A 21,234-nucleotide genomic window follows, 5' to 3' on the forward strand; every position below is an offset into this window, starting at 1 on the left:
CAAACCCTTGAGGGAAAACAATATGAACATCCGTAAGACCGTGGCTCGGCTGGCCGGTGTGGGTGCCACTGCCGCCGTCGCCCTGGGCCTGTTCTCCACCGGCGCCGCGAACGCCGACACCTTCGTGCCGCTGCCGGGCGGCGAAATCACCAAGACCCTGTCCGACGGCACCGTGGTGACCGTCCGCCTGGTCGGTGAGTCCGCGCTGATCAGCCCGTCCATGGGTTCGACCCCGCTGCACCGCAACGCCTGGGTCTCCGGTTCGGCTCAGGTCGAGCTGTCCGGTGCCAGCACCGGCAAGATCTACCCCGGCTACGTGGTCGGCTGCCAGGTGAACATCGGCGGCGGCGGCGTCGAGGGCGGTATCGAAGGCAGCGTTCCGCTGGAAGAGGGCGGCAGCGCCTCCCTCGGTGCCTCCACCGGTGGCAGCCTGTCGCTCGGCCCCGGCCAGGCGGCGCGCTTCTACGTCCTCGACATCGAGAAGCCGGACGACTACGGCAACGAGGATCACAGCACCAACAACAAGTTCAAGGGCACCAGCGGTTCGGTGACCTGGGCCGACACCACCATCGGCCTCGGTGGCTGCGCTGGTTACGCGCAGGCGCGTGCCTTCGTGACCGTCAAGGTCGAGACGGACAACGTCATGAGCACGGTCACCCTGTGGGGCCAGCCGTTCAGCCTCGGCTGATCGACGCCTGATCCGAGAATGGGCCCGGTGCGTTTTCGCACCGGGCCCATTTCTTTGTTCAGCGCCACTTGTTCACCGGGTGGTGGGCTGCCGTTCAGGATTCGTGTTTGCCGCCGCTGCGTTCGGGTCCCGCGGCGAGCAGATCGCGAATCTCGGCGAGCAATTCGAGCTCGGTTGCCGTGGCTTCGGCTGTGCCCCAGCGCTTTTTGGCCTTGTTCGCCGGAACCACCACGATGAAGTAGAGCAGGGATGCGATGATGACGAAGTTGAGCGCGGCCGTGATGATGGGGCCGATGGCGATGAAGGTCGCCGGTTTGTCGGCCACGAGTTGGAATCCCAGCCCGAGTTCGTCACTCTCGCCGAATACGGCCAACAATGGGTTGATGATGCCATTGCTGAAGGCGGTGACAATGGCGACGAATGCGGTGCCCATGACCACGGCGACCGCCAGGTCCACGACATTGCCGCGCAGCAGGAAATCCTTGAATCCCTTGAGCATGGCCGAAACTCCCTCTGCTTGATCGCCGCGCCGGGGCGGGTCGGATACGAGCGCCGGACGGTGCGTCCGGTGGAGCCGTGCACTGGTGTTTCATCAGGGGTTACCGGGATGGTAATCGACCGACGGTGCCGGTCAGTGGAACACCACCGTGAGGGCGGTTTGTAGCGAGGCGGCGGCGACCGCGGCGGCATGCCGGGCGTCGAGCGCCACCAACACCACCCGGTCACCGGCATCGCGTGGCTCGTCGGCCCCGGACACCAGGATCACCGCGGCATCGGTCGCCAGCACGCGGACCGGTCGCGTGGCGTCGGCTCCGGCCGTCCGCCGCGATCGCTCCTCCCATGCCGCTTCGGCCGGAGCCGCCTCGGCCGGAGCCGCCACCACGTCCACGCGGTCACCGGCGCGCAGTACGGACGCGACCGCGTCGTCCGCCAGGCGGATGGGGACGATGCGCGCGTCGGAGGTACCGGCCGCAGCGGCGGCCAACCGGGGGCCGACGACGCGGACATCGGTGAGGATCTCACCCGCGCGCACCGCGCCCGTCAGCGTCGCGCCCAGCACCGCGGCGGGATCACCCGCGAAACCCTCCGGCAGCCCGGCGGTTTCGCGGCCGACGGTGCGGACGTCCGACGGGCCGAGCGTATGTCCGGGCGGTAGTTCCCGGGCGGCGACCACCACATCGGTGCGCCGGTCGTCCGGATCGCCGCGCAGTGCCAGCACGGCCGCCGTCGCCAGCAGGCCCACCGCCACCAGGCGGCGCGGGACGACGCCGTCCGACCACGGTGGTCGTGGCAGTTCGGCGAGCGCGGAGCGCAATCGGTTCATGGCCCGGAGCCTAGGGCCGCACACGGTCCAGCCGACCCCGCGGACGGTTGCCGCAGGGGTCGGCTGTGGATAACGAAAGCGGTGTGGACAGAGCCTGTTTCGGCCCGGGTCCGTCAGGCCGCGGAGGTGCTGGAGCCGGTGCTGGAGCTGGAGGAAGCCGTCGACGCGGTGGAGGTCGAACCGCTGGCCGCGGAGCCGCTGTCGGAGGACGCCGCCGCCTTGGCCGGTTCGCTCGAGGTCGACCCGTTGCGGCTGTCGGTGCGGTAGAAGCCACTGCCCTTGAACACGATGCCCACCGAGTTGAACAGCTTGCGCAGCTTGCCGTCGCACGCGGGGCAGACGGTCAATGCGTCATCGGAGAAGGACTGCACGATGTCGAACTTGTTGTCGCACTCGGTGCAGGCGTACGAGTAGGTAGGCATCGGGTAACCTCCACGGTCTTTGTCGACTTAGCACTCTACAGCCGATAGTGCCAACGCAGGTAATCGACCACTTGTTCCGGGGGCGGGGTCAGTCGTTGGTGTCGGCTGCCAGTTGTCGGAGGCCGTGGTGGGGGGTCAGGGCCCAGCCAATGCGGTGGTCGTGGGGTTCTTCCGGGAGGTGGTCCACCAGTTCGTCGTCGCGGACCACGGCGATGAGGCGGGCGGTGGGGTGGGCGGCGTGCAGGGTGCGGTCGTAGTAGCCGGCGCCGCGGCCCAGGCGGACGCCGCGGCGGTCCACGGCCAGGGCGGGAATCAGGATCAGCTCGGCCAGGCCCAGGGCGTCGGGGATGGGCGGGCCGTCCGGTTCCAGCAGGCCGTAGCGGGCGCAGCGGAGGTGGTCGCCGCCGAGGTATTCGGCCCAGGTGAGCGGGCCGGGTGGGCCGGTGACCGGGAGCAGCACCCGCGCGCCACCGGCGCGCAGCGCGTCGAGCAGGGCCAGCGAGCCGGGCTCGGTGCCGACCGGGACGTAGGCGCACACCCAGCCGCTGGCACGCAGTGCCGTCACTCCGGCCGCCAAGGCCGCGGCCTCGGTCGCGTGCTGCTCGGCGGAGACGGCGGCACGGCGTGCCAGTATCTCGGCCCGCCATGCCTGCTTGTCCCATTCGCCGGTCGTCACGGCCTCACCCTAGGTGTTGCCGTCGCCGTCCCCCGACGCCGGTACGGCGGTGTGATAGGTGTCGCAGTGTCCGATTTTCGACCTGAGACTTCCGCCGCCAGCTGCGAATATCGCTGTTGCCGCGCGATAGCGGGGCGCTGTGGACGGTTTCGGCACCCCTCCGAACGGGCAGCTTATCCCCGTGTGAGCAGTGACGTTCGACGCGCTCGTCACGGTTTCGCCGCATAGGCTCTCCGGCATGTCGGAGCGCTGTCGAACGCGTCTTCGGCCCAGGTGACGGATGGATAGGGTGTGTTCATGACAGCAGATGCCGGACAGTCCGGGAACGGGTCGTGCTTCCGCACCGCGGTGGTGCCCGCGGCCGGACTCGGCACCAGGTTCCTGCCCGCGACCAAGACCGTGCCCAAGGAACTGCTACCGGTGGTCGACACCCCCGGTATCGAGTTGGTCGCCACCGAGGCCGCCGACTCCGGTGCGAGCCGACTGGTCATCGTGACCTCGCCCGGCAAGGACGGGGTGGTCGCGCATTTCGTCGAGGATCTGGTCCTCGAGGGCACGCTCGCCGAGCGCGGTAAGTTCGCGCTGCTGGAAAAGGTGCGCAAGGCCCCGGCCCTGCTCGACGTCACCTCCGTCGTGCAGGAGGAGCCGCTCGGGCTGGGACATGCGGTCGCGCAGGCGGAGTCGGTGCTCGACGACGACGAGACGGCCGTCGCCGTGCTGCTGCCCGACGATCTGGTGCTGCCCAGCGGCGTGCTGGCCGTGATGAATCGGGTGCGCGACACCTTCGGCGGCTCGGTGCTGTGCGCCATCGACGTGCCCAAGGACCAGGTGAGCTCCTACGGCGTCTTCGACGTCGATCCGGTGGCGGGCGGCAATCCGAATGTGCTGAAGGTCAAGGGCATGGTGGAGAAGCCCAAACTGGAGGACGCCCCCTCGACCTACGCGGCGGCGGGCCGCTACCTGCTCGACCGCGCCATCTTCGACGCCCTGCGCCGCATCGAGCCCGGTGCGGGCGGTGAACTGCAACTCACCGACGCCATCGCACTGCTGATCGCCGAGGACCACCCGGTACACGTGGTGGTGCATCGTGGGTCGCGCCACGATCTCGGCAACCCGGGCGGCTATCTTCGTGCTGCGGTCGATTTCGCTTTGCAACGCGAGGAATACGGCCCCGCCCTACGCGAGTGGCTGGAACAGCGCCTGCGTCCGGATTGGGATCCGCAGCCGACCTCGTACGAATGATCCGCGTGACCGGTTGGGTCGGGTTGGAACGAGGAAGGGCTGAATGCGCTCGGTTGAGGATCAGCAGATCAAGGTGACCGCGGCGGCCGTCGCGCCGCGCCCGGTACGGGTGGCGATCTCCGAGGCTCAGGGACTGCTGTGCGCCGAGGACGTGGTGACCGAGCGCCCGCTGCCGGGCTTCGACCAGGCGGCCATCGACGGCTACGCCGTGCGCAGCGTCGACGTCTCGGGTGCGGGCGCCGATATCCGGGACGAGGACGGCCATCCCATCGATCTGTCCCTGCCGGTGGTGGGGGAGGTGGCGGCCGGATCGCGGCAGCCGATTCGCCTGCAGCCCAGGCAGACCGTGCGCGTCGACACCGGCGCCCCGCTGCCCACGCTCGCCGACGCGGTGCTGCCGCTGGACTTCACCGACGGCGGCCGGGCGCGGGTGAAGGTCTACGAGCCGGTGCGCACCGGCGACTACGTGCGCCGCATCGGCGACGATGTGCAGCCCGGTGATCTCGCCGTGCGCGCGGGCACCATCATCGGTCCGGCGCAGGTGGGCCTGCTGGCGGCGGTCGGCCGCGACAAGGTGCTGGTGCATCCGCGCCCCCGGCTGTCGGTGCTGTCGGTGGGTGGGGAACTGGTCGACATCGACCGCACCCCCGGGCCCGGTCAGGTCTACGACGTGAACTCCTACGCCCTGGCCGCCGCCGCCCGCGACGCCGGAGCCGATGTGAACCGGGTCGGCATCGTGAGCGGCGACGCCAAGCGGCTGCGCGATGTGGTCGAGGGGCAACTGGTGCGTTCCGAGGTCGTGGTGATCGCGGGCGCGGTCGGCGGTTGGGCCTCGGAGCAGATCCGGGAGGCGCTCGAGGGCCTGGGCGAACTGGAGATCACCCGCGTCGGCATGCATCCGGGCTCGGTGCAGGGGTTCGGGCGTTTGGGGCGCGATGAGGTGCCCACCTTCCTGCTGCCCTCGAATCCCGTCGGCGCGCTGGTGGTCTTCGAGGTGATGGTGCGCCCGCTGATCCGCATCGCGCTTGGCCGCCGCCATCCCATGCGTCGCATCGTGAAGGCGCGCACCATCCTGCCGATCTCCTCCATTCCCGGGCGGCGCGGTTATCTGCGCGCCCAACTCATGCGCGACGAGCAGACCGGCGAATATCTGGTGCAGCCCCTGGGCGGCCCCAACGGCGCGTCCTCGCACCTGCTGGCCACGCTCGCGGAGGCCAATTCGCTCATCGTGATCGATCCGGAGGTCACCGAGGTGCGCACCGGTGACGAGGTGCGGGTCGCCTTTCTCGCGCAGCGTGGGTGACGGGTGGACATGAATGTCTTCCGGGCTGGTCAGCATCCCGGGTGGCCCGCTCATCTGGGTCCGGTGCGGGTGGCGGCCGGGCGCGTGACCCTGCGCCCCATCCGTTTGCGGGATGCGAGCGCCTGGAGCCGGATTCGGCTGCGTGATCGAGAACACCTGGAGCCGTGGGAGCCGACCGGGCGCGGCTCCTGGGAGGCGCGCAATCACGCCTCGAACTGGCCGGCGCTGTGGTCGAGTCTGAAGGCCGAGGCGCGGCGCGGCGCGATGATCCCGCTCGTGATCGAGGTCGAGGGCCAGTTCAGCGGTCAGCTGACGGTCGGCAATATCGTGCGCGGCGCGTTGCGCTCGGCCTGGATCGGCTACTGGGTGTCCAAGGACGTGGGCGGTCGGGGCGTGGCCACGGCCGCCCTGGCGCTGGGCCTGGACCACTGCTTCGGTGAGGTCGGGCTGCACCGCGTGGAGGCCACCGTGCGCCCGGAGAACCTGGCCAGCCAGGCGGTATTGCGCAATGTGGGGTTCCGGGAGGAAGGGCTGCTGCAGCGCTATCTGGACGTGGACGGCGCGTGGCGCGACCATCTGCTCGTCGGCATGACGGTCGAGGAGGTGTCGGGCACGGTGGTGAATCGCCTCATTCGTACCGGACGGGCAACCCCGGGTTAACTCCTGTGACTAGTGTGGCGGGTGTGGACGGCGCGCCTGCCGGGAATTCCTATGTTGCCGAATTAGCCTACGGACGTCGGTGGTGCGCCTGTACCACCATGCGGCGCATGTCGAAGGGACTGCTGTCGAAGGGACTGGGGCCTGGCGGGACGGAGGTGGAGCACGATGCCGAATTCGATCTTGTGGATCGGTCTGGTGGTGCTCTGGGTATTCGTGCTGTTCCCCATGCTCGCCGGACGGCATCCGCGCATTCGGCAGACCACCGACGCGGCCCTGGCGACCCGGGTGTTGCATCGTGGTGACGCCAAGCGACTCATCAGGAAACGGCCCGCCGCCGGCCACGACACCGACCCCGACTATGTACCCACCCGGAGAGTTGAGCATCCCCACACCGATGATGCGGAGGATCGGATGACGAGATCGGACGACGAGACCGCCACCGGCGACGACGATTTCGAGGCCGACCGCGAAGTCGATACGGTTGCCGCGCCGAACGCGGAGTCCGGCGCGGACCTCGACGACGAATTCGTCGACTCGGACGAGGATCGGGTGGAGGCGGCCGACGAGTTCGATGCCGACGGCCCCGTGAACCTCGACGAAGCCCCGGTCGACGCGGACGATGTCGACGATGACGAGCGGGATGCCGCCTACGAGGCGGATATGCTCGACGACCCCCACTCCGACTACGACGCCGAATCCGCCCCCGACTACGTCGCCGAATCCGCCCCCGACTACGTCGCCGGATCCGCTTCCGGCGCGGACGATTCCGGCCTCGCGGCGGACGACGAACCCGGTCCGGCCGCCGCGCGGGCCTCGGCCGTCATGGCCCGGATTCCCGCCGCTCCCACGCCGGAACCGTACGACGAGGACGAATCCGAGTACGACGAGCGGGATTTCATCCCCTCGCGGCGGGGTCGCGGCGGCTACGACCCGGAGGCCGATGCCATCGCCCGCGCCGCCCGTTATCGCTTCCGTCAGCGGGCCGTGCTCGGACTGGCTTGCAGTGTGGTGCTTTTCGCCGCGGGCGGGCTGCTGGTGTCGTCGCGGGTGTGGGGGCTGTGCGCGCTGTCCGCGGCCGTCCTGGTGGGTTATCTGGCCTACCTGCGCAAGCAGGTGCGGATCGAGGAGGATATCCGCCGCCGCCGCGCCGCCCGTTTGGCTCGCAACCGCCACCGCGGGGACGCGGACGACGACGAGGAGGAGTCTCCACGCCGCGTCGTCGATCACCGTTCACCCGACCGGGAGAGCGCGCGCACCCGACTGCGCCGCGCCACACTCCTGGAACCCGACGACGAGGATCCGATGTTCGAGCATCTGGAGATGTTCGACGCCGCAACCGCCCGTGAAACCCGCGAGCGCGCCGCGGGCGCCCGCATGCGCCGCGCGGTGGGCGAGTAGACCCCGCTCTCCCTGCCGCGTGGTGCATTGTCAGCCGATCTGCTGCTCGATTCGTTCGGCCAGAGCCCGCAGTGCGGCGGCGAATTCGCGGGCGGCGGCGGGGTCGCCGCTGGACTCGCGGACCGCGCGGCGGGTGAGGGTGGCGAGGCGCGCCTCCATCGCGGCGAAGGGCCCGGCGCGGCGGGCGGTCGTTGATTCGGGGTGGTCGCCGCGCTGCCAGGCGCGCAGTCGTTCGACCACATCGGCTTCGTCGAAGCGCGGTGGCAGCAGCGCTACCGCCTCGCGGAGAGTGGCGGCGGTGATCTTGACGTTCTCGGCGGCGAGGGTGGTGTAGACCGTCACGGCCGCGTCGTCGCCGTGCTCGGCCGCCACCGGCAGCAGTTCGCGAATCTGGCCCTCGTTGATGGCGGGCGCGTGCCGGTGCAGGCGCGCGGCCAGCGGCCAGGCGCGAATCAGCTTGTGGGCGTAGGAGCGCCGCATATCCCAGCGCTGCTCCACATAGTCGTCGAAGGTCGCGTACCCATTGCGGTAGAGGCGGCCGTCGCGGACGATCTGCAATGCCCGCCCGGCCGACCAGAATGCCTGGCGCAGCGTGTCGATCGACGATTCACAGACGGCCAGCTGCGCGTGCTCGCATTCGCTCAGCGGTCCCTCACCCGCCGTGAGCGTGGGTAATTCCAGCACGGTGGGCGCGGCCTCCTGTGGCGGCGGTACCGTGCCCAGCCGAATGGCTATCGGGCTGCCCTCCGCAATGCCGTCCTCGAATTCCGATCGCTGCCATCCGATATTGCGCGACGGCGGGTATTCGGAACTGTCGGACGAGGATTTCCGCATCAGGCCGAAACCTCGCCCAGAAGACCGTCGCGTGCGCCGAACTCATCGCGTGCCCGGGGGATTGCCGCAGTTCCAGGGGGTTTGATCATGAACAATCCTCCAAGGATGAGGAGCGTCGGCGGATGCCGGAAAAGTCTCGCACGCATGCGTGCGATGCCTCCGGATTGGGCGCCGAAAATCGCCGTGACGACCGGATTCTCGTGCCTGCCGCCCGGTCCACTGTGTCCAATTGGACACAGTGATGCGCCGCATTGTGGTGCGTTACGTTAGTCGTTCGTTATCGAAACTCGCGTGTCGGACTGTGCATAACCCTGTGAACAAGCGAACCATGCAATGTCGAAGTGTGGATGTGATGAGTGTCAACCGAGTAGCTCACAGCTCGATCGGAGGACTGCATCATGGAAACAGGCGGAGACAGACAACGGTTTCGTTTCTTCGCGCGGCACATTTCTTGGCGGCCACTGGTGGTCGGGGCGCTCGGCGCCGCGGGCCTCGCCGTGGCTCTGCTCTACTCCGCTGGTTCGGCGAAGGCCGAGCCGGTGGCGGTGCCCGGCTTCGGCGTCATCGAGATTCCGAACGACATCGCGGGCAGCTTCGGCTTCGGCCCCGGACCCGCGCCGGGCGCATCGACGTTCGATACCGCGCCGGGCGTGCTCACCGTCCCCGACGCCGCCCCGGCGGCCATGGCGCCGCCAGCGCCGCAACCAGCCGCCGCCCCGGCGGCTTCCCGTAGCGTCACCGTCGCGGGTCTCGGCACGTTCCCCGTGCCCGAGGGCGTGCCCCCACTGGTCGGCATCCCCGGCGTCACCGACAATCCGGCCCCCGTGGCGGTTCCGGACCGTCCGACCACGGGGGAGCGGGCCGTCGAGGCCGCCCGCTCCAAATTGGGCACCGCCTATCGCATGGGCGGTACGGGGCCGGACTCCTTCGACTGCTCCGGTCTGGTGCAGTGGTCCTACCGTGAGGCGGGAGTGGATCTGCCGCGTACCAGTCAGGGCCAGTTGGCCGTCGGCACCCCGGTCGGCGTGGACGAGCTCCAGCCCGGCGATCTGGTGTCGTTCTACGGCGGCGGGCATTCGGCGCTGTACGCGGGTGACGGCCGGATCATCCACGCCTCCACCTACGGCGTCGGCGTCACCGAGACCGAACTCGGCGATATGCCGATCACCGGCGCTCGCCGGTACTGACCGATCGACATCCGATGGCCGGAACGCCGACGTCCCGGTCGGATGCATCCGACCGGGACGTCAGCGATTGCGCTCAGGAGCAGCCGGTTCAGTTCCGGCGCTGCTTGGTGGTGCGGGCGCGACGGCGCTCGGCCTGCATTTCGGCGAGTTCACGCTCGAGGTCGTCCGCGACGCGGAACTGACCCGTGTCGTAGATATCGCTCGCGTCGGAGCCGTCCTTGTCGTCCTTGTTCTTGCCCGCGATCACCGGCGAGCTGATGGTCTCGGCCCAGATGGCGTCCAGCTCGGCGGCCGCAGCGGCCGACGCGCGGGTGGTCTCGGCCGCCGTGGTGCGCTTCTCCGGCGCCGCGGGGGCCGGGATGGTGTTCGTGGCGGCGGTGGCCGACGCGGTGCCGTTGCGCTTGGGTGCGGCACCGTTCTTCGTGGTCGCCGGGGTGCCCTTGCGGTCGGCCGGGGCGGCCTCGAGGGCCGGAGTGCGGCCCTTGCCCGCGGCTTCGGCATCCTCGGCGGGGACCGTTTCCGCGTCCAGCACCGGATCTTTCGGGCTGCCCTCCTTGGTCTCGGCGCGCTCGGGTGCCTTCTCGACGGCCTGGTGCGGCGCGGTCATCTTGTAGTCCGCCATGGTGGAGAGCCTGCGCACCTGTAACTTCTGCCGGATCTGCTCGGCCGGATCGGGCAGGCCCCGAATCTGTTCGGTGGCATGGCCGATGGCTTGGCCGTAGCGCGCGCTGACGGCATTGTGGATGAGCAGCGCGACGCCGATCATGACCGGCGCGACGGCGTGCACCGCGGTCTCGTACCAGTCCCCGGCGGCCACGTACGGGTAGGTGTTGAGGCCGACGGTCAGTGAGAGCAGGGCGAATTCGGCGATGTGCACCTGGCGGCGGTTCTCCAGCACACCCCATTCGGCCACCTTGTTGGTGCCGATCATGATGATGATCAGACAGACGCTGATCATGCCTTCGAGCAGGTAGCTGAACCAGAACAGCGGATTGCCGGGGCCGCCGGGCGCGATGTTCTGCTGCACGTTGACCGCGGACCACAGCATGCCCGCGCCGACCACGCCGGCCAGGGCGCGCAGGGACCACGCACGGTGCTTGTAGAGCGAGGCCAGTTTCGCATGCGGGCTGGATTCGCGTCGCTGCGCGGCGATGGCCTTGCGCGCCATCAGCAGATCTCGCATATCGGCCTTCTCGATCTCCTCGCCGGTCGCCCTGGCGCGGTCGGCCGCCGCCGCGGTGGCCTGGACCTGCTTCCATCGCTGTTCGCGGTCCTGGATGCGAATCCGTTCGGCCAGCTCCCGTTCGGCAGCCAGCTCGTCTTCGGACAGCGCTTCGGTCAGGGCAGGATCGAACTGATACGCCAGCCGTCCCCGCGCCTTCTCGACGCGATTGGCTAGCTGCGTGACATCGTCCTCGAACGGAAACTCGATCGTCATATCTCCTCCCGCAGCAGACGATCCGACCCTGGACAGGTGTTCACGAGTGGCAATCGCACATGCCATTAATAGTCGATGGCTCGCTCAGACGAAACTGGGGATTTGCCCTCAGTCCAGTCCGTCTCGGCGTGCCGCGCGCGACACGCCCAACAATCGCTCGATTACGCACCGTTAGGTTCGGTCGGATGACCTGCAATGAAACGGACATAAAGGTTTCGGATCGCGCGTGTCAGGGTACGAGCTCCGCGCTGTCGATCCGGTACGCGTCATCCGCCCGCACCAACTGAGCCCGCCGGGTTTCGGTTCCGGTCCGACCGTCGGCGTAGCGGAGTGAGAGCCGGTAGGTGACCGTCAGATCCGCCGGATTCGGACTTACCTCCGAAACCGTGACGGAACCGACTGTGCCCCAGAAGTCTTGGTATGCGGCGTAGCCACCGACGAAGTCCTGATAGCGCGGTGTCAGGCGGGCCCACGCGGCGGCGGTGTCGGACGGCAGCAGGGCGTAATGGTCGCGGACGTAGTTCGCCAGCCCGACAGCGCTCGACTCCGGAGTGGCGACCTCGGTGGTCGTGTCGGCCCGCCACGGGCCCAGTGCGGGCGCGGTCGGCGTCAGGGACGGTGTCGTCGCACCGGTTGTCGCCGCGACCGTGGTCGTCGCCAGCGGCGGCGGTCCGGGACTCGCGCTGCCGGTCGGCCCCGCCGAGGACGAGTCGCGGTCCACGAGCAGGCCGACCACCACCGCCGCCACGAGCAGCAGGGCGACCCCGGTGCTCACGGCCAGCACGGTCCGGCGGGTCGACGTGCCCGGTGTCGCCCTGGTGCGGGTCCACACCGGATGCGAATACGGCGGGGTGGGCGCGGGCGCGGGCGTTGTATTGAGTTGCGTGGCGGCCGTTCTGGACGTCTCGCCGCCCGCCTCGGTCACGCCGCCCGTCAGCGCCTGCCGCGCGGCCGCGGCCAGCGCGCCCGCGGACGGATAGCGCTGCGCCGGGTCCTTCGCCATTCCGTGCGCGATCACCTCGTCGAAGGTCGCCGGAATCCGCGCGTCCGCCAGCGAAGGACGCGGCGGCGGTTTCGACAGGTGCGCGGCGATCTGCCGTTCCACACTGTCCCCGGGAAACGGCTTCGCCCCGGCGAGGCATTCGTAGAGCACGCAGGCCAGCGAGTACACGTCGGCCCGGCCGTCGCACTCGTCGTGCGCGAGCCGCTCGGGAGCCATGTACGCGAAGGTGCCGACCGCCGCACCCGTGGTGGTCAGGCTGCTGTCGTCGCCGCCGCGTGCGATCCCGAAGTCGATGAGGTACGCGAAACCGTCCGCGGTGGTGAGCACATTGGAGGGCTTCACATCCCGGTGCAGCAGTCCGGCCCGGTGCGCGGCATCCAGTGCCGCGGCGATCTGGCCGACATAGGACACCGCCGCGGTCGGGGACATGGGGCCGTCGGTGGCCAGCCGGGTGGACATGTCGATGCCCTCGACGAGCCGCATGTCGAGGAAGAGCCGACCGTCGATCTCGCCGTAGGCGTGGATCGGAATGATGTGCGGCTCGGTCAGTTTGGCGGCCGCCTGCGCCTCCCGGCGAATCGCTCCCGGTACACGGGATCGTCGGCGAAGTCGGGCGGCAGCACCTTGAGCGCCACCACACGATCGGTCTCGGTGTCGTAGGCGCGATGGACCTGCCCCATTCCGCCCTCGCCGAGCAGTCCGAGGAGGCGATAGCGCCCGAAGACAGTTCCCTCCACCCCGACAACCCAACCACACTCGCCGCGAATCCCACAGTGCCCCAGCGGCGATCCCGAGGCCCGCAGCCGTCGCCCTCGTGGGTGGAGGATCCCGTCGGCGGGCAGGTGCGCCTGCCGATCGGTATCGGCCGCCCGGCCTCGCGGCAATGCCCGGACGCTACGTCGTAGGCGCACTGCCCGAATTGCCGTTCGCCACGGCAGCTTTCGGAACGTCCCGGCGGCAGGAGCCACGCGTCCGCGACGATGTGCGCTCCGGCACCCTCGCCGAACTCGCTGCGAGGGGGCTGGTGGTCGGAGCTGAAATCGCTGGTGAGTGGGGTTGTTCCCGATCGGCGGCCGGAAATCGACGGCCGGGGGTGCCGTGCGAGGCCGCACCGTGGGGCGCGGCGGGCGCGGAACGCTCAGGTAGCGAGTGCGCCGCGGTGCGCACCGGAAAGCGGCCTATGCGAGCATCCCCGCCAGGGGTCTGATGCCCACGGTGTTGGGGTCGTGTCGAGGGTGGCGGTGCTCGCATACGGTGGCGTCGTGAAGGCGAACGGGGTGTGGCAGGAGCGCGAACTGTCGGGGGTGGCGGAATTGACGTCGCGGCGCTTCCTGACGCCGGAGGAGGTCCACCACGTGGCCAGGGCGCAGCGGGGTTCCGCCGCGGCGCTCTCGGGGGAGCCCGCGGGCGCACGGGAACGCGAACCGGCGCACCGGTTGCGCGGTCTGCTCTACCGGCTGGTGTGCGGGTCGAGCGTGAACGCCGGCGGCACGCCCCGGCACAAGGCGGCCCCGGCGCAGATCGTCGCCGAGTGGCGTCCGGTCGCGGCCGCGCTGACGCTGTGGGGGTTGGCTCGCTGGATCGGGCCGGACACCCTGGAGGCGACCGAGGCCGGGGTGGAGTGGATCGCCGCCGATCTGCGGCTGCGCGGCGTGGAGCTGACGCCGTGAGCTAGCCGTGCAACACGTTCAGGGCGCGGTCGACATCGTCCTCGGTGTTGTACAGGTGGCAGGCCAGTCGCAGCCGTCCGGCGCGCAGCGAGCCCACCACCTTGGCCGCCCGCAGCCGCTCCAGCGTGTCCGAGGTGACGGCGAGCGAGACCACCGCCGAATCGCCCTCGGGCAGGCCCAGACCCGCGCGCAGCCGGTTCGCCAGTGCGACATCGTGGCGGTGGATGGCCTCGATGCCGACGGCCTCGATGAGATCGAAAGCCGGACGCTGCGCCAGCACCGCGGGCCAGACGGGGGAGACGTCGAAGCGGCGGGCGTCCTCGGCCTGCCGCAGCGGGCCGTCGTAACAGGTCTGCCACGGATCGAAGCCCGAGTACCAACCGGCGGCCAAGGGGCGCAGCGTGTTCAGTGCCTCGCCGGTGCCCGCGAGGTAGGCGGTGCCCTTCGCACCGAGCAGCCACTTGTATCCGACGCTGACCACCCAGTCGGCCCCGGTGTCGTGCACCGGGTACCAGCCCGCGGCCTGGCTCAGATCGAACAGCGTTCGCGCCCCGTGGGTTCGGGCGGCGGCGACGGTGGCGGGCAGATCGAGCACCGCGCCGTCGGCGGACTGCACCGCCGCGGCGGCCACCAGATCGTCCTCCGGGCGAACGGCTTCCGGGAGATCGGCCAGTGCGGCGGTGCGCACATGCAGCTCGGGCCGGGCCAGGAACGGCCACAGCACCGAGGTGAACTCCCCCTCGGGCACGAGCACGTGCGCGCCCGCGGGCAGGCTCGCGGCCACCAGGCCCACCAGTTGCGACACCTGCGATCCGAGGGCCACCTGATCGGCCCGCATTCCGGTGAGTCGCGCGAACGACGCCCGGCAGGAGGCGGCCACGGCGTCGACGGCGGGAATGTCGAATTCGCCGCGCATGCGTTCCCGTTCGGCGGCTCCGGCCGCGTCCACCGCGGTGATCGGCATCAGGCCGTAGCTGGCGGCGTTCAGGTAGGTGACGGCGGGTGCGAAGGCTTCCCGGACCGAGGACGGCAGCAGGGCGGATTCGGCTGACATCCCCTCATCGTGCGAGCGGCCGGGCGGCGGCGACAAGAGCCAGCACGGCGAATCTGGCCCGAATTGCCGGTTGTATAGCCCGGCACGCTGGGTTGTGCGCAGCCCCACGCCCGGATGTGGCGGTGAGTTGCTCCCGGGGCGCTAGACTGTCTCAGACGTTGAATCGGCAGGAAGGACGATGCGATGGGAGCCCAGACGGTGGTCGCCGATGTCGCGGACGAGCTGGCTCGTCGCGTCGTCGCGGGGGACTACGAAGCGGGTGACCTCATGCCCTCGGTGCGGCAGGTCGCGGAGGAGTTCGAGATGAACCGGGCCACCGCGCAGCTGGTGCTCGGCAGGCTGGAGTCCTACGGGTTCGCGCAGGCGTATCGGGGCAAGGGCTTCGTGATTCGGGATGTGCGCGCGGACGGGGGCGCGGAGGTCTACCGTCGGGTCTTCCAATTGTCGCTGGGCACGCCCGAGGTCGCCGCGGAGATGTTCCGCGACATCGTGGCCGAGGAACGCGGCATCGTCCTCGACGCCCTCGTGGCCTACACCGACGGCGCGGAGCGACTCCATCCGGGCGAGCTGACGGCCGCCGTGGACGAGTTGGAAACCCTGGCCCGCACCCCCGAGCCGGATCATCGCGCCATGCTGGCCCTGGAACTGGATCTGGTGCGACGGCTGCTCACCGTGCTCGACCACGGTATGCGCCGGGCGGTGCTGAATTCCATCGGCGAGACGGTGCTGGACGTACCCGAGGCGGTCGCCGCGTACTACGCCGCCGGACCCGACCTGCACGTCCTGGTGTGGCGGGCGCTGCTGGCGGTGTGGGAGTCCGACGGCGGGCCGAGCGCGGCGCAGCTCGCACTGTTCGAGGACCTGTTCGAGATGTACCACGCCAAGGTGGTCGCCCGCTTCGCCGAGCTGGTCGGGGCATCGGGTGAGCCGGAGGCGCGGCGGTCGGCGCGCACCGCCTGAGTGTCCGGGGCCGCGCCGGGCAGCCGCGCCGACCGCACTCACGGTGTGCCGCGGGACTTCTCCGGACCGCGGCGGCGTGTCACAAGCGGCGCAGGCGGGCCAGCCAGGCGGCCACGTTCACCCGACCGTCCCGTACCTGGAGTCCCTGTGCCTCTTCCGCCACCGGTTCGGTGACCCGGCCGAGATAGCGGGACGGGCTCAGCTCCTCCAGTTCCCAACCGTCGGTGAACGATTCGCGGATGATGTCGTCGCCGATGCGGGGGCCGATGCCGGGCTCGCGATTCGACAGCGCCAGGATGTGCAGCCGCCCACCGGGTTCGCACACCGAGTGCAGGCTGCGCACGTACTCGGCGCGCAACTCCGGCTCCTCGCCGAAGATGTGGAACAGCGCGCTGTCGACGATGGTGTCGAAGGCGGGTGGTCGCCCGTTCACGGCGAGTGCCTCGGATTCGGCCAAGCGCAGCGCGTCGGCCACGTCGAAGCGCGCCTGCGGCACGCCCTGTGCCGCGGCATTGCGCCGCGCGTACTCCACCGCGCTGGGGGACAGGTCCACCCCGCGCACGTCGTAGCCCAGGCGGGTGAGCAGGATGGTGTGCTCACCGGCCCCGCTGCCGGGGTCGAGGACCCGCCCGCGGATCCAGCCCGCGCGCTCGAGGGCCACGATGGCGGGCTGTGGTTCTCCGATCACCCAGGGCGCGGTGTCGTTGTCGTAGACGGCATTCCAGGTTTCGACTGACGGGTTCATACGGTCGAGCCTCCCCCCTCAACCTGGGTTGAGGTCAACCCGTTACGGAACACATAACGGACCGTAATCGTCTGAGACGGATGAATCAACCAGTAGACAGGCGCATTCGCTCGACATTACCGTTGATTCATCGGCGATCGGGCCATAGTGGCCCAGACAACGATGTCGAGAGGATGCTCCATGGCCGCGCCCATCACCCCGGCTCCCGTACCCCTACCGCCCGACACCCGGTTCGACATCGGCCCGGAGCGGTATCCCACCGTGCACGTGGACACCACGGTCACGATCCCCATGTCGGACGGCGCGGTGTTGTGCGCCGATCTGACCCGACCCGCCTACCGGCGCACCGAGGTGGTGCCCGATGCGTTCCCGGTGGTCGTGAACTTCACGCCGTACAACCGGATGGGCAATCGGGTCGCCGGGCGGTTCGGGCGGGTGGCGCGGCGTGCGGGAAACGCGGTGCGGCCGTCGGATCGGCGTCGCTTCCGCGGCCGCGACCTGCTGCACACCCCGGCCGGGGGCGCGGTGGACGTGTGGGCGTCCAATCGCACGCTGGTGTCGCGCGGATACGCCGATCTGGTGGTCGATGTGCGCGGTACCGGTTCCTCCACCGGCACGTGGGACTTCTTCAGTCCGCGCGAACATCAGGACTACGTCGAGGTGCTGCGGTGGATTCGGGAACAGCCCTGGTGCGATGGACATCTCGCGATCACGGGCATCTCCTACGGCGGCATCGCCGCCCTGATCGCGGCGGGGCAGCGGCCGGAGGGGCTCGACGCCGTCTTCGCCATCGTCGCCGGTGAGGACCCGGTGCGGGAGCTGGGGCTCACCGGCGGTGTGCCGACGCCGGGCATGGCGGTGTGGCTGGCGGCGGTGAACGCCGGGAAGTTCGTGCCCTCCCCGCGCGGCATGGTCCGCAACCAGGTGCTGCGGCCGTACCTGCGGGATCGGTTCCGCTATCCGGCGAGCGGTTTGGGCTTGGCCGCCCGCATCGCCACCGGCGACGGTCATCCCGACGGCTTCCTCAACGACCGGTGGGCGGCCCGGCTGCCCTGTTTCGAGGACATCACGGCGGCCACCTGGATCCACGGCGCCTGGCACGACGTCTACAACCGCTCCAACTTCCACATGTTCGACCGGCTCGCGCTGACCGACGGTGCCAAGCAGGTGCTCGTCGACGACGGCTACCACATCAGCGTCGGCAGCGGATTCGGCGCGGACGGCAACCCGCCCGCCCTGGACGAACTGCAGTGCGCGTGGTTCGACAAGTGGCTCAAGGGAATCGACAACGGCATCGACGGGTACGGGCCGGTGACCGTGCGGCGGCAGGGCGGCGGCGGATGGGTGTCGCGGACCCGGTTCCCCGATCCCGCCGCCGAGGTGCGGCGGCTGTACCTCACGGCGCGGCCGAGCGGCGCCGCCGACCACGCCGACACCGATGCCTCACTGGATTTCCTTCCGCCCGAAGAGATCACCCGGTTGCCGCTGCCCACCGCCCGCGGCAGCCTGGCCTCCGGCAATACCGCGCTCATGTCCCTGGGCCTGGCCACCCTGTTCGGGCGCCGCTTCGGCACCGACGACCGTCGCGCGGAGGCCACCGCCGTCACCTTCACCACCGAACCGCTGGATTCCGATCTGGTGCTGTCCGGTCCGCTCACGGTGCATCTGCGAGTGGAAGCCCATGGGACGGACGCCTTCTGGTCGGTCACCGTCACCGATGTGGAGCCCGACGGCACCTCGGCCGTGCTCACCCGGGGCGCACTGCTGTCCTCACTGCGCGCGATCGACGAGCAGCGCAGCCGCTACGTGAACGGGGAACTGGTGTTCCCGCATCACACGCTGCGCGCGGATTCGGTGCTGCCGGTGGTGCCGGGGGAGCCCTTCGACATGGATATCGAGATCAACGCCACCGAGGCGGTCCTGCGCGCCGGTCATCGCCTGCGCGTCGCCGTGGCACCCACCAGCGTCCCCCGGCACTTCCTGCCGCCCACGGTGAAACGAAAGATCAACGGCCAGACCATAGTTCTCGACCCCGACCATCCCAGCTACCTCACCTACCTGGCGGTGTCCCCGGACTAGCGCCGCCCGGAGACCGGCTCCGGCCCCCGGAAGGCGCCGCGATACGCCGAGGGTGTGGTGCCGAGCGTGCGCGCGAACTGTTCGCGCATGGTCACCGCGCTGCCGAACCCGCACCGCTCGGCAATGCGTTCGACGGTGAGGTCGGTGGTCTCGAGCAACCGCTGCGCCAGGGCGACGCGCTGGGTGGCGATCCAGTCACCGGCGCCGGTGCCCATGGTCTTTCGGAAGTGCCGGGTGAAGGTGCGGCGACTCATGGCGGCATGCGCGGCCAACCGGTCGACGGTCAGATCCTCGTTCAGATGCTCGATCGTCCAGTGCAGCGTGGCCGCCAGCGGATGTTCCGAATCCGTTGGCGGCAACGGGTGTTCGATGAACTGCGCCTGTCCGCCCGCCCGATGCGGCGGCATGACCAGCCGTCGCGCCACCCGATTGGCGAGTTCGGCGCCGTGCTGGCCGCGCAGCAGATGCAGGCAGGTGTCGATGGCGGCCGTGGTGCCCGCCGAGGTGACGATATCCCCGTCGTCGACATACAGCGATTCCCGATCCAGCAGCACCTGCGGAAATCGCCGTGCGAACACCTCGGCCCACTTCCAGTGTGTGGCGGCGGGGCGACCGTTCAGCAATCCGGTGTCCGCCACCACGAACGCCCCCAGACACAGCCCGACCACCCGGGCGCCACGGTCGTGTGCCGTCCGAATCGCCGTGAGTATCTCGGTCGGCGCGGCCAACTCCGGATCGGGCCAGCTCGGCACGATCACCATCGCGGCGTCCGCGATCTCCTCCAGGCCGAAACCGGTCGACACCGTGAATCCGGCGGTCGTCACGATCGGAGCCGCGTCGGGCGTGCACACCCGGACCTCGACCGGCGGCAGTTCCGACGACGGCTGCTCGGCCCCGAACACCAGACACGGCACCGACAGGTGGAACGGATTGATCCCGTCGAACGCCACGACCGCGATCACATCCACGGCGACCCTTCCGCTATCGATGGCCCGATTCCGTCGATTGTAGGCACGTAAGCCACTGTCGAGTGCGTTCGGGATGCGCGATCGTGAACTCCGTCAAAGTTCACCCACCGAAGGGACACACCGAGATGACCAGTGCCGCACCGACTCTGCGCACCGTCAGCGGCCTCGACTCGCAGCCGCCCCGGCTCGCCGAGGCCACGCTGGTGATGATCGACTTCCAGAACACCTACACCACCGGCGTCATGGCGCTCCCGGACGCCGAAGCGGCCCTGGCCGCGGCGGCGCGGCTGCTGGCGGCGGCCCGGGAGCTGGGCCGCCCGATCGTGCACATCGTCAACGACGGCGGGCCCGGCGGCCCGTACGACATTCGCGCGGACATCGGCGCGATCCACCCCGCCGTAGCGCCGCTGCCGGGGGAGTCGGTGGTGGTCAAGCGGGTGCCGAACGGATTTCATGACACCGAACTCGCGGATGCGCTGCACCGGCTCGGCTCCGGAACGGAGTTGGTGCTCGCCGGATTCATGACCCATATGTGCGTGCAGTTCACCGCGGAGGGGGCCTGCTACCGCGGCTACCGACCCACCGTCGTCGCCGACGCGACCGCCACCCGGCCGCTGTCGGGTCCGGACGGCACCACGGTGTCCGCGGCTGATCTACAGACCGCCGCCCTCACCGCCATCGGCGACCTGTTCGGCGTGGTCGTGCCGTCGGTCGACGCGCTCACCCCGTGAGTCGCTCGGTGAGGAAGGAGATGATCTCGTCGCGCGCCCGCGTGGTGGGCTCGCCCTCGGCGTCGACGAGGTGGGCGGTGACGACGCTGTGCGGGCTGGCGACATGCTGGGCGAAGAAGGGCGGTGGGGCCGGATTCGCCGCCGAGTCGGGGAGGACGCGGGGTTCGAAGCGGGGGCCGAGTGCCGCGGCGTAGGCGGCGAAGCGCTGGCCGGTGCAGAAGCGGTCACCCGCGAAGCGGTAGGCGCGCACGGTGAGGTCGTCGCGGTCCAGGCGCTGTCGGATGGTGGACAACTCGTCGGGGGAGATCTCCAGTCCGCCGGGATCGTCGAGGGGGAGCGAGGGCTGGCACAGGACCGGCGCGAGCGTCGCGGGCTCCAGCATCATGGTGAGTGCGAAATTGCCGGTGAAGCACATGCCCAGCGCGCCGACGCCCGGTCCGCCGCATTCCTCGTGGGCGAGGCGGGCCAGCGCGCGCAGCCATCCGGTGACCGCGCTGGACCTTCCCGCGCCGAACGCGCGGAATTCCGCACTGACACAGACCTTCCGGAAAACCTCGGCCCCTTCGTCGGCGTGTGGATACGCGCCGTCGCGACCGAACAGCGAGGGCAGGTAGACGGTGAGCCCGGCGGCGCGCACCCACCGTGCGAAGCGGGCCACGTCCGGACTGATGCCCGGCATCTCCGCCATCACGATCACCGCGGGGCCGGTGCCGCTCACCCGGACCGTACGGGTGGTGTCTTCGAGGGTGATCTCCCGGCGTGTGAAGTCGTCGAGCGGATCATCCGAGGAATGTCTCATCACGATGTGCACCCTGCCGGTGTCGGACCGGCTCCACCATTGACCGGAACGCC

Annotated in this window: 22 protein-coding genes; 10 read left to right on the plus strand and 12 right to left on the minus strand. The window is 69.9% G+C overall.

The genetic code is table 11. The annotated features are described in order from the left end of the window. Positions 1 to 22: 22 nt before the first annotated feature. Positions 23 to 688 (plus strand): MspA family porin, encoded by a 666-nt coding sequence (locus tag FOH10_RS01280; RefSeq protein ID WP_143979295.1) that lies wholly within the window; start codon positions 23 to 25, stop codon positions 686 to 688. 94 nt (positions 689 to 782) lie between these two features. On the opposite strand, the gene mscL is transcribed toward FOH10_RS01280, so the two are convergent. The 4 genes from mscL to FOH10_RS01300 all read right to left on the minus strand — a co-directional run bounded on the left by mscL (position 783) and on the right by FOH10_RS01300 (position 3,110). After that, the gene (gene mscL / locus FOH10_RS01285) at positions 783 to 1,187 is read right to left on the minus strand and encodes a large conductance mechanosensitive channel protein MscL (RefSeq protein ID WP_143979296.1); all 405 of its coding nucleotides are present in this window, start codon (positions 1,185 to 1,187) and stop codon (positions 783 to 785) included. Between the two features lie 132 nt (positions 1,188 to 1,319). Beyond that, positions 1,320 to 2,012, minus strand: coding sequence for an SAF domain-containing protein (locus FOH10_RS01290; RefSeq protein ID WP_143979297.1), 693 nt, complete (start codon positions 2,010 to 2,012; stop codon positions 1,320 to 1,322). 113 nt (positions 2,013 to 2,125) lie between these two features. Next, on the minus strand, positions 2,126 to 2,434 hold the full coding sequence (locus tag FOH10_RS01295) for an FmdB family zinc ribbon protein (protein ID WP_143979298.1): 309 nt from the start codon (positions 2,432 to 2,434) through the stop codon (positions 2,126 to 2,128). An 88-nt stretch (positions 2,435 to 2,522) separates the two neighbouring features. Continuing rightward, on the minus strand, positions 2,523 to 3,110 hold the full coding sequence (locus FOH10_RS01300; RefSeq protein WP_143979299.1) for a 5-formyltetrahydrofolate cyclo-ligase: 588 nt from the start codon (positions 3,108 to 3,110) through the stop codon (positions 2,523 to 2,525). 297 nt (positions 3,111 to 3,407) lie between these two features. Between FOH10_RS01300 and FOH10_RS01305 the strand changes: the two genes are divergently transcribed. The 4 genes from FOH10_RS01305 (at position 3,408) to sepX (ending at position 7,713) form a co-directional block, all read left to right on the plus strand. Next, the gene (locus FOH10_RS01305; RefSeq protein ID WP_143979300.1) at positions 3,408 to 4,352 is read left to right on the plus strand and encodes a UTP--glucose-1-phosphate uridylyltransferase; all 945 of its coding nucleotides are present in this window, start codon (positions 3,408 to 3,410) and stop codon (positions 4,350 to 4,352) included. A gap of 43 nt (positions 4,353 to 4,395) precedes the next feature. Continuing rightward, entirely contained in the window at positions 4,396 to 5,655 is a 1,260-nt protein-coding gene (glp, locus tag FOH10_RS01310) for a molybdotransferase-like divisome protein Glp (RefSeq protein WP_029931178.1), read from the plus strand. Positions 5,656 to 5,664: 9 nt separating this feature from the next. Continuing rightward, positions 5,665 to 6,315 (plus strand): GNAT family N-acetyltransferase, encoded by a 651-nt coding sequence (locus tag FOH10_RS01315; RefSeq protein WP_143979301.1) that lies wholly within the window; start codon positions 5,665 to 5,667, stop codon positions 6,313 to 6,315. Between the two features lie 165 nt (positions 6,316 to 6,480). Next, positions 6,481 to 7,713, plus strand: a complete 1,233-nt coding sequence (sepX, locus tag FOH10_RS01320; RefSeq protein ID WP_143979302.1) for a divisome protein SepX/GlpR — start codon at positions 6,481 to 6,483, stop codon at positions 7,711 to 7,713. A gap of 30 nt (positions 7,714 to 7,743) precedes the next feature. On the opposite strand, the gene FOH10_RS01325 is transcribed toward sepX, so the two are convergent. Further along, positions 7,744 to 8,547, minus strand: coding sequence for a hypothetical protein (locus FOH10_RS01325; RefSeq protein WP_143979303.1), 804 nt, complete (start codon positions 8,545 to 8,547; stop codon positions 7,744 to 7,746). A 398-nt stretch (positions 8,548 to 8,945) separates the two neighbouring features. Here FOH10_RS01325 and FOH10_RS35360 point away from each other — a divergent pair, with 398 nt between their 5' ends. Further along, on the plus strand, positions 8,946 to 9,734 hold the full coding sequence (locus tag FOH10_RS35360) for a C40 family peptidase (protein WP_244961514.1): 789 nt from the start codon (positions 8,946 to 8,948) through the stop codon (positions 9,732 to 9,734). Between the two features lie 88 nt (positions 9,735 to 9,822). On the opposite strand, the gene FOH10_RS01335 is transcribed toward FOH10_RS35360, so the two are convergent. The 3 genes from FOH10_RS01335 to FOH10_RS35365 all read right to left on the minus strand — a co-directional run bounded on the left by FOH10_RS01335 (position 9,823) and on the right by FOH10_RS35365 (position 12,912). Further along, on the minus strand, positions 9,823 to 11,172 hold the full coding sequence (locus FOH10_RS01335; protein ID WP_143979304.1) for a hypothetical protein: 1,350 nt from the start codon (positions 11,170 to 11,172) through the stop codon (positions 9,823 to 9,825). 229 nt (positions 11,173 to 11,401) lie between these two features. Next, positions 11,402 to 12,754: a protein kinase domain-containing protein gene (locus FOH10_RS01340; RefSeq protein WP_244962027.1), complete on the minus strand. Its 1,353-nt coding sequence runs from the start codon at positions 12,752 to 12,754 to the stop codon at positions 11,402 to 11,404. Then, positions 12,721 to 12,912, minus strand: coding sequence for a hypothetical protein (locus tag FOH10_RS35365; protein ID WP_244962168.1), 192 nt, complete (start codon positions 12,910 to 12,912; stop codon positions 12,721 to 12,723). Before FOH10_RS35365 ends, FOH10_RS01340 begins: the two co-directional genes overlap by 34 nt. A gap of 525 nt (positions 12,913 to 13,437) precedes the next feature. Here FOH10_RS35365 and FOH10_RS01345 point away from each other — a divergent pair. Further along, positions 13,438 to 13,845 carry a hypothetical protein gene (locus tag FOH10_RS01345; protein ID WP_143979305.1) on the plus strand — a complete coding sequence of 136 codons (408 nt, stop codon included), beginning with the start codon at positions 13,438 to 13,440 and terminating at the stop codon, positions 13,843 to 13,845. Position 13,846: 1 nt separating this feature from the next. Here the strand turns inward: FOH10_RS01345 and FOH10_RS01350 are convergent, their stop codons facing one another. Continuing rightward, positions 13,847 to 14,899 carry an aminotransferase class V-fold PLP-dependent enzyme gene (locus tag FOH10_RS01350; RefSeq protein WP_143979306.1) on the minus strand — a complete coding sequence of 351 codons (1,053 nt, stop codon included), beginning with the start codon at positions 14,897 to 14,899 and terminating at the stop codon, positions 13,847 to 13,849. A 183-nt stretch (positions 14,900 to 15,082) separates the two neighbouring features. Here FOH10_RS01350 and FOH10_RS01355 point away from each other — a divergent pair, with 183 nt between their 5' ends. Further along, complete coding sequence (locus tag FOH10_RS01355; RefSeq protein ID WP_143979307.1) at positions 15,083 to 15,859, plus strand: GntR family transcriptional regulator; 777 nt, start codon at positions 15,083 to 15,085, stop codon at positions 15,857 to 15,859. Positions 15,860 to 15,938: 79 nt separating this feature from the next. Here the strand turns inward: FOH10_RS01355 and FOH10_RS01360 are convergent, their stop codons facing one another. After that, positions 15,939 to 16,604, minus strand: a complete 666-nt coding sequence (locus FOH10_RS01360) for an SAM-dependent methyltransferase (protein WP_143979308.1) — start codon at positions 16,602 to 16,604, stop codon at positions 15,939 to 15,941. Positions 16,605 to 16,784: 180 nt separating this feature from the next. On the opposite strand from FOH10_RS01360, the gene FOH10_RS01365 reads away from it, so the two are divergent. After that, positions 16,785 to 18,683 (plus strand): CocE/NonD family hydrolase, encoded by a 1,899-nt coding sequence (locus tag FOH10_RS01365; RefSeq protein ID WP_186000676.1) that lies wholly within the window; start codon positions 16,785 to 16,787, stop codon positions 18,681 to 18,683. On the opposite strand, the gene FOH10_RS01370 is transcribed toward FOH10_RS01365, so the two are convergent. Beyond that, positions 18,680 to 19,651: a GlxA family transcriptional regulator gene (locus FOH10_RS01370; protein ID WP_244961516.1), complete on the minus strand. Its 972-nt coding sequence runs from the start codon at positions 19,649 to 19,651 to the stop codon at positions 18,680 to 18,682. The two genes, FOH10_RS01365 and FOH10_RS01370, sit on opposite strands and share 4 nt — an antisense overlap. A gap of 125 nt (positions 19,652 to 19,776) precedes the next feature. Between FOH10_RS01370 and FOH10_RS01375 the strand changes: the two genes are divergently transcribed. Further along, the gene (locus FOH10_RS01375) at positions 19,777 to 20,382 is read left to right on the plus strand and encodes an isochorismatase family protein (protein ID WP_143979311.1); all 606 of its coding nucleotides are present in this window, start codon (positions 19,777 to 19,779) and stop codon (positions 20,380 to 20,382) included. On the opposite strand, the gene FOH10_RS01380 is transcribed toward FOH10_RS01375, so the two are convergent. Further along, positions 20,372 to 21,181 (minus strand): dienelactone hydrolase family protein, encoded by an 810-nt coding sequence (locus FOH10_RS01380; RefSeq protein ID WP_143983794.1) that lies wholly within the window; start codon positions 21,179 to 21,181, stop codon positions 20,372 to 20,374. The two genes, FOH10_RS01375 and FOH10_RS01380, sit on opposite strands and share 11 nt — an antisense overlap. Positions 21,182 to 21,234: the final 53 nt, after the last annotated feature.

It is taken from the genome of Nocardia otitidiscaviarum (assembly GCF_007362295.1).
GTDB classification, from domain to species: domain Bacteria; phylum Actinomycetota; class Actinomycetes; order Mycobacteriales; family Mycobacteriaceae; genus Nocardia; species Nocardia otitidiscaviarum.